This window comes from Marinococcus sp. LNHM4E3-1 (assembly GCF_056034405.1).
On record NZ_JBQLID010000028.1, the window covers coordinates 1 to 5,380 of the forward strand.

The window sequence follows — 5,380 nt, forward strand, 5'->3', positions numbered from 1 at the left end:
TGGTACTTTCATTTTACACTGGGATACCATGGGTGTTTTTTATTTTTTAGGTGTTGCGCTTAATATTACAATTCAAGGTAAGAAAACGTGTGCGAAACCAACTGAAGTCGGAGCAAAACATAGCAGCATGATTTATGTTCATGTTGCTTTATGTTTTTTTCAACGGTAATTTTATCATTTTTCCTAAAGTTTCTTTCTACAAGTCTCATTTATAAGCTGTGTTTCCTGGTGAAGCTATCCCGGAGGTTGGCTTTTTTGAATGAAAAAATTGAGTCCACATCGTTAACAAATACTATAAAGGATCAGAAAGTACCTATTAATAACGGAGTTTACTTTTAATTCAATTGTATAAGAAAATCGAGCATGAATGTTTCAGCATCATGCCCGGTTTTCTTCTTACAACGATACTTTATCATCCGTATCGGGGAGCTCTTCCCCAATCGAGAAGGTCGTATGCAATACTTGAGCAATGGCTAAAAGCGTAGATACCTGAGGGACCGTGATCCCTGATTCAATACGTCCGATCGTGGACTTTGGCTTTCCAATCGCATCTGCCAATTCCTGTTGTGAAAACCCTTGACGCTGGCGCTCGGTTTTAATGGCCGCCGCCAGAGCTGCTTCCAGCTTTAATCGATCAATACGCGCTTTCCCAACGACGTTCTGGTAGTTATCGAATGCCTTGCTCATTTTCTATTCCCTCCTTGATTTCACAATGCTATTTGGAGCCATCCTCACTATACGCCTCGTAACACTGTTCGGCGGGCACAATATCCGGGCGACGAATAGCCCCGTTATAGGTTTTATCAAAATGATGCAATAGCAATACCTTCTGCTCGTCATGAATGACAAATAACAAACGGTGATTCCCTGTTTTAGTCCCATCAATGCCCCAGCGGTAGAGTTCTTCTAGCTCAATATGTCGATACACTTGTTTAATCGACGGTGGTACGGCGTCTCTACCTGTCTTCTCTTGTTCCGGTGGGTACAGGTTATATTCGAGAATCGCCCGCTGCCGGATATATTGGTCTGCCGTCTTCCCCAGATACCCTGACGTCCTCATCGTTGCCTTTCCTGCGTCGCCGCATCGAATAGCCAACCTTCGAACGTTGGAACGTTTCCTAATGCTAGTATCTCGTACGCCATCGTAGGTCCATCCATTTCTTTGATAATATCTATGCCCTTATGATAGCGTGTATGCTATCAATAGAGCATTAAAATGTTCATCTTTTCAAGCTTCAGAGTTTTCATGTCCTTGATCCGTCTTCAAGTTATGATCTTTTAGAAAAAGACAACTAGATGGCATTTGAACATTCGAAGCCTCCATATTCCGTTAAAATATGAAGGCTTTCTGTACGATTTAGAAGTTACGGGTTTTAGACTGTAATGGCACATAACATTAAGAAAATTCTCCTCCTGATAATTTTTTCAATCGTTCATGGATACTCAGGAATATATCCTAAGCAGGAACCACTTTCACGAATTTTCGTTTTCCGACCTGAATCACCAGGTCCGTATCAATGGTAAAGGAGGCATTCATGTCATCCATCCGTGTGCTATTGACTTTGACGCCCCGGTTTTGAATCATTTTTCGAGCCTCCGTTTTCGAAGAAAGCAGACGTAAGGTCACCAGCAAATCAACAATATTGTATGATTCGCCTTCCTGCAGTGTCATCGTTAGCATTTGCTTCGGCACGTTCCCCTGTTGAAAAACTGAAACAAATTGCTCTTCGGCTTCTCCGGCCTGTTGTCGGCCGTGATACATCGTCACGATAGTACGGGCCAGCTGCATTTTTGCTGCTTTCGGATGGAGGGTTCCTTCTCGGAGCCCGGTTTCGATGTCGTCAATCTCCGTTTTTGGCAGAGACGTTACCAGGTGGAAGTATTTCACGATCAGCTCATCCGGAAGCGACATCGTTTTTCCGTACATGGAAGCCGGTTCCTCGTATATGCCGATGTAATTGTTTTGGGATTTCGACATTTTTTTAGTCCCATCCAGCCCTTCAAGCAGCGGCATCGTGATGGCCACCTGTTTGTCTTTGCCTAACCGCTCCTGGAAATGCCGCCCCATTAAAATGTTGAAGTATTGATCGGTGCCGCCTAATTCAATATCGCTTTCGAGGACGACGGAGTCATAGCCCTGCATCACCGGGTAGAAAAATTCGTGAAGGGCAATTGGATGGCCGAGCGCGGTTCGCTCTTCAAAATCATCCCGCTCCATCAACCGGGCGGTCGTAATTTTACCTGCCAGCTGAATCACTTCTTCAAATGACAGCTTGGCGAGCCACTTGGAGTTGTAATGGAGCTCCACCTGGTCCATGCGAATGACCTGGCCGAACTGTTCAAAGTACGTCTGAGCATTCGCGGCGACTTGTTCGGTTGTGAGTGGCTTTCGGGCGACGGATTTTCCGGTAGGGTCGCCAATTTTTCCGGTGAAGTCGCCAATTAACAGTTGCACCACATGACCGAAGTCCTGAAACTGCTTTAATTTGTTTAATACGACCGTATGGCCTAAATGCACATCCGGCGCCGAAGGATCGAGGCCCAGCTTGATTTTTAACGGGCGGTTGTCGCGCACGGAAGCAGCGATTTTTCGTTCAAGCTCCTCGTGGGGAATAATTTCTTCAATGCCGTGCATGTAAAGGTCCATCTGTTCCTGGACAAGCTCTTGCTGTTGCGGGGTTAATGGCTGGTTATGATTTTGCATGATAGGTCCTCCCAGATAATAAAATATAAAAAACAGCCCTCATCAAGGGACGCGATAGCTCGCGCGGTACCACCCTTGTTGAAGCCTGTCAGCTCTTCCAACTCCCGGATAACGGCCCGGCCGTCCCGCTGCCTAAAAGGCAGGCGGGAAACTCCAAAAATGTACTTCGCTCTATCTATAGGGCCGACTCTCAGCACCGTCGGCTCTCTGTACCTAGGGAGATAGCAGCTACTTCGTTTTCTTCCTCGTCGATGTTCATATTAAAATTGCTGGTCCCGAATGACCCGCCGCAAGTACTGGGCGGTTTGTTGTTGTTCTTCAGCTGAAAGGCTTTGAACGACTTCTGCTTCTTTTTGGTGAAACAGGGGATATAATTCCTCGAGTACGGCCGTGCCCTCCGCCGTAATATACACGTGGGTCAGTCGGCGGTCACGAAGATCCGACTTCCGGTAGCACAAATTTTTTTCTTCCAGGGTGCGGACAATGTTGCTGATGGTGGCGTTTGAGACCCCGGCAGAGACAGCAAGGGCTTTGGTGTCTAACGGCGTATGAATCCAGAGATCATATAAGAGGGAAAACGCCGTCCAGGACAACCGGTATTTTCGGAGCACTTCCTGTTCCATTTTGTTCCGCAGCCCCTGCGCCAGCCGGTACACGTTGGTCACCACCGAGATCGCATCCATATCGAGAAGGGAAAATCCTGTGTCTTCCAACCGCTTCAAGGTGTCATATTCCTCTGGAAGCAGGTCCCCGTGCTGGTCAAAATCGTGCATGAAATGCCCCTTTCCTTTTTAAATGTCAAAATCATTAGCTATGAAATGATTTTAATCAATACAGTGAAAAAATGCAAGAACAAACACTTAAAGGACTTTCATATTCTATTCTTATTAAAAATAGAGAAATAAAAAATGAACATTATTACAGTCCGGCATACGTCATCCTGAGGTAAATAGGAATTTGACGGGCATAGATTCAAGTGTCAACATTCAATTATTCAATTGAATATTGTAAAATGGTTTGCGTACATTGTATTCTACAGAGGCAGCGGTTCAGTTTTATGATGAAAAAGGAGAGGGAACCGTGAGATTTACCAACAAAACAGTCGTTATTACCGGTGAAGGCACAGGGATCGGGAAAGCTACGGCTAAGCGGTTTGTGGAAGAAGCAGCGAAGTTGGTGATTAACGGACGCCGGGAAGAATTATTGAAAGATATCTTCAGCCCCTGCCGGATGATCAGGAAGTGATCGCTTATTGCCGGGGGCAGTTCTGTGGTTTTCTGCGATGGCAGCACACCAAATGAGCCAGCAGGGATGGAAGGCGTATCGTATGGCCGAAGGGATCCATGAATGGCAGAAGTACGCCGAGCGGCAGGCACACTAACATGTAAAAGGTTCATGACTGTTTTTTCTACTGACTATTGCACAGATGAATCATCCTTCTAGTAGTATAAAATCGATGTTATTTCTGGGAGGAAGCAATAAGAAAAACGATACGTATGGAAAAGAGGAAAAAAATATGAAAGAACCGGTTATTATTGTCGGGGCGGGCCTCAGCGGTCTTCGCGCAGCCTCGCTGCTGACGGCACAGGGAGTGCCATGCCGGGTCCTGGAGGCCAGAGACCGAATCGGTGGGCGGGTATTAAGTGTTCCGGTCCCAACCAGCAATGAGGCCGATAGGTACGATCTGGGCCCGACATGGTTTTGGCCGCAGCAGGAGCATGCGATCACAAAATTGGTCCGGGAATTAGGGGTGGAAACATTTGAGCAGCATACCCATGGAGCGATGGTGCTGGAACGCTCGCTTCAGGAACCGCCTGAGCGTGGCATGTTACCGGAGGAGGCGACAGCAACATCCATGCGGTTCACCGGAGGAGTGCAATCCCTCGTGGAAGCTGTGGCAGATACGCTGCCACCTGGAACGATTGAATTGGAAACCCATGTCACCGGAATTCGGTTAGCAAGCGATGATACCGTCCGGCTGGATATCAAAAGTGCGGACGGAAAACTGGAAGAAATGGCAGCGGGCTCTGTCCTTCTAGCTCTGCCGCCGCGGCTGATAGCCGAAACGATCACCTTTTCCCCTTCGCTCCCGGACGATCTCCGGGCCGACCTTTTCAATAAACCAACATGGATGGCTGGGCAGGCGAAGGCGGTGGCTGTCTATGACCGTCCGTTCTGGCGGGAAGCAGGGCTTTCCGGTTTTGCTACGAGCTGGGCTGGGCCGTTACAAGAAATTCATGATGCGTCTCCCGATACCGGTCCTGGGGCGATCTTTGGTTTTTTTGGTATGCCAGCAGCGACACGGCAAGAGCTGGGAGAACATCGTCTGCTCTCCTTAGTCACCGATCAATTAGCCCGGCTTTTTGGGCCGGAGGCTAGGAGCGTGCGCACGATGCTGTACAAGGATTGGGCCCACGAAGAGGCAACCGCAGTGAAAGAGGACGCCCGTCCGCTGCAACATTATCCAGCGTATGGCATGCCGTCGGCTCAGAATGCATGGCAAGAAAAAATTATTTTTGCAGGCACCGAGACTAATGCTTTGTACGGGGGGCATCTGGAAGGAGCCCTGAGGTCAGCCGAGCAGGCGGTGGAAGCCATTACGCACGCGGAGCACAGGTGTTAATCAAGAAGCTGCGTGCTATTCGTAAAAATGAACAAAAAAGCCAGCTGGGCCCA

Annotated in this window: 7 protein-coding genes and 1 other annotated feature; of the genes, 3 read left to right on the top strand and 4 right to left on the bottom strand. The window is 48.0% G+C overall.

Translation table 11 applies throughout. The features are described from left to right. Window positions 1-396: 396 nt before the first annotated feature. The 4 genes from ACTRXI_RS16125 to ACTRXI_RS16140 form a co-directional block, all read right to left on the bottom strand. Window positions 397-687 carry a helix-turn-helix domain-containing protein gene (locus tag ACTRXI_RS16125; RefSeq protein ID WP_474264252.1) on the bottom strand — a complete coding sequence of 97 codons (291 nt, stop codon included), beginning with the start codon at window positions 685-687 and terminating at the stop codon, window positions 397-399. A gap of 28 nt (window positions 688-715) precedes the next feature. Next, window positions 716-1,060 carry a hypothetical protein gene (locus ACTRXI_RS16130; protein WP_474264254.1) on the bottom strand — a complete coding sequence of 115 codons (345 nt, stop codon included), beginning with the start codon at window positions 1,058-1,060 and terminating at the stop codon, window positions 716-718. Between the two features lie 396 nt (window positions 1,061-1,456). Continuing rightward, complete coding sequence (gene tyrS / locus ACTRXI_RS16135) at window positions 1,457-2,707, bottom strand: tyrosine--tRNA ligase (protein WP_474264264.1); 1,251 nt, start codon at window positions 2,705-2,707, stop codon at window positions 1,457-1,459. Window positions 2,708-2,746: 39 nt separating this feature from the next. Next, window positions 2,747-2,959, bottom strand: a binding site (T-box leader). 5 nt (window positions 2,960-2,964) lie between these two features. Next, window positions 2,965-3,477, bottom strand: coding sequence for a MarR family transcriptional regulator (locus ACTRXI_RS16140; RefSeq protein ID WP_474264256.1), 513 nt, complete (start codon window positions 3,475-3,477; stop codon window positions 2,965-2,967). Window positions 3,478-3,784: 307 nt separating this feature from the next. On the opposite strand from ACTRXI_RS16140, the gene ACTRXI_RS16145 reads away from it, so the two are divergent. From ACTRXI_RS16145 to ACTRXI_RS16155, 3 genes are all read left to right on the top strand, one after another. Next, a complete protein-coding gene (locus ACTRXI_RS16145) occupies window positions 3,785-3,949 on the top strand; it encodes an SDR family NAD(P)-dependent oxidoreductase (protein WP_474264258.1) in 165 nt (54 codons plus the stop codon). 7 nt (window positions 3,950-3,956) lie between these two features. Further along, on the top strand, window positions 3,957-4,085 hold the full coding sequence (locus ACTRXI_RS16150) for a hypothetical protein (protein WP_474264260.1): 129 nt from the start codon (window positions 3,957-3,959) through the stop codon (window positions 4,083-4,085). 135 nt (window positions 4,086-4,220) lie between these two features. Continuing rightward, complete coding sequence (locus ACTRXI_RS16155) at window positions 4,221-5,327, top strand: flavin monoamine oxidase family protein (RefSeq protein ID WP_474264262.1); 1,107 nt, start codon at window positions 4,221-4,223, stop codon at window positions 5,325-5,327. Window positions 5,328-5,380: the final 53 nt, after the last annotated feature.

What these genes read in the sequence shown, in the direction of transcription:
- ACTRXI_RS16125 (WP_474264252.1), bottom strand. Translation starts at nt 687, where the DNA reads ATGAGCAAGGCATTCGATAACTACCAGAACGTCGTTGGGAAAGCGCGT.
- ACTRXI_RS16130 (WP_474264254.1), bottom strand. Translation starts at nt 1,060, where the DNA reads ATGAGGACGTCAGGGTATCTGGGGAAGACGGCAGACCAATATATCCGG.
- ACTRXI_RS16140 (WP_474264256.1), bottom strand. Translation starts at nt 3,477, where the DNA reads ATGCACGATTTTGACCAGCACGGGGACCTGCTTCCAGAGGAATATGAC.
- ACTRXI_RS16155 (WP_474264262.1), top strand. Translation starts at nt 4,221, where the DNA reads ATGAAAGAACCGGTTATTATTGTCGGGGCGGGCCTCAGCGGTCTTCGC.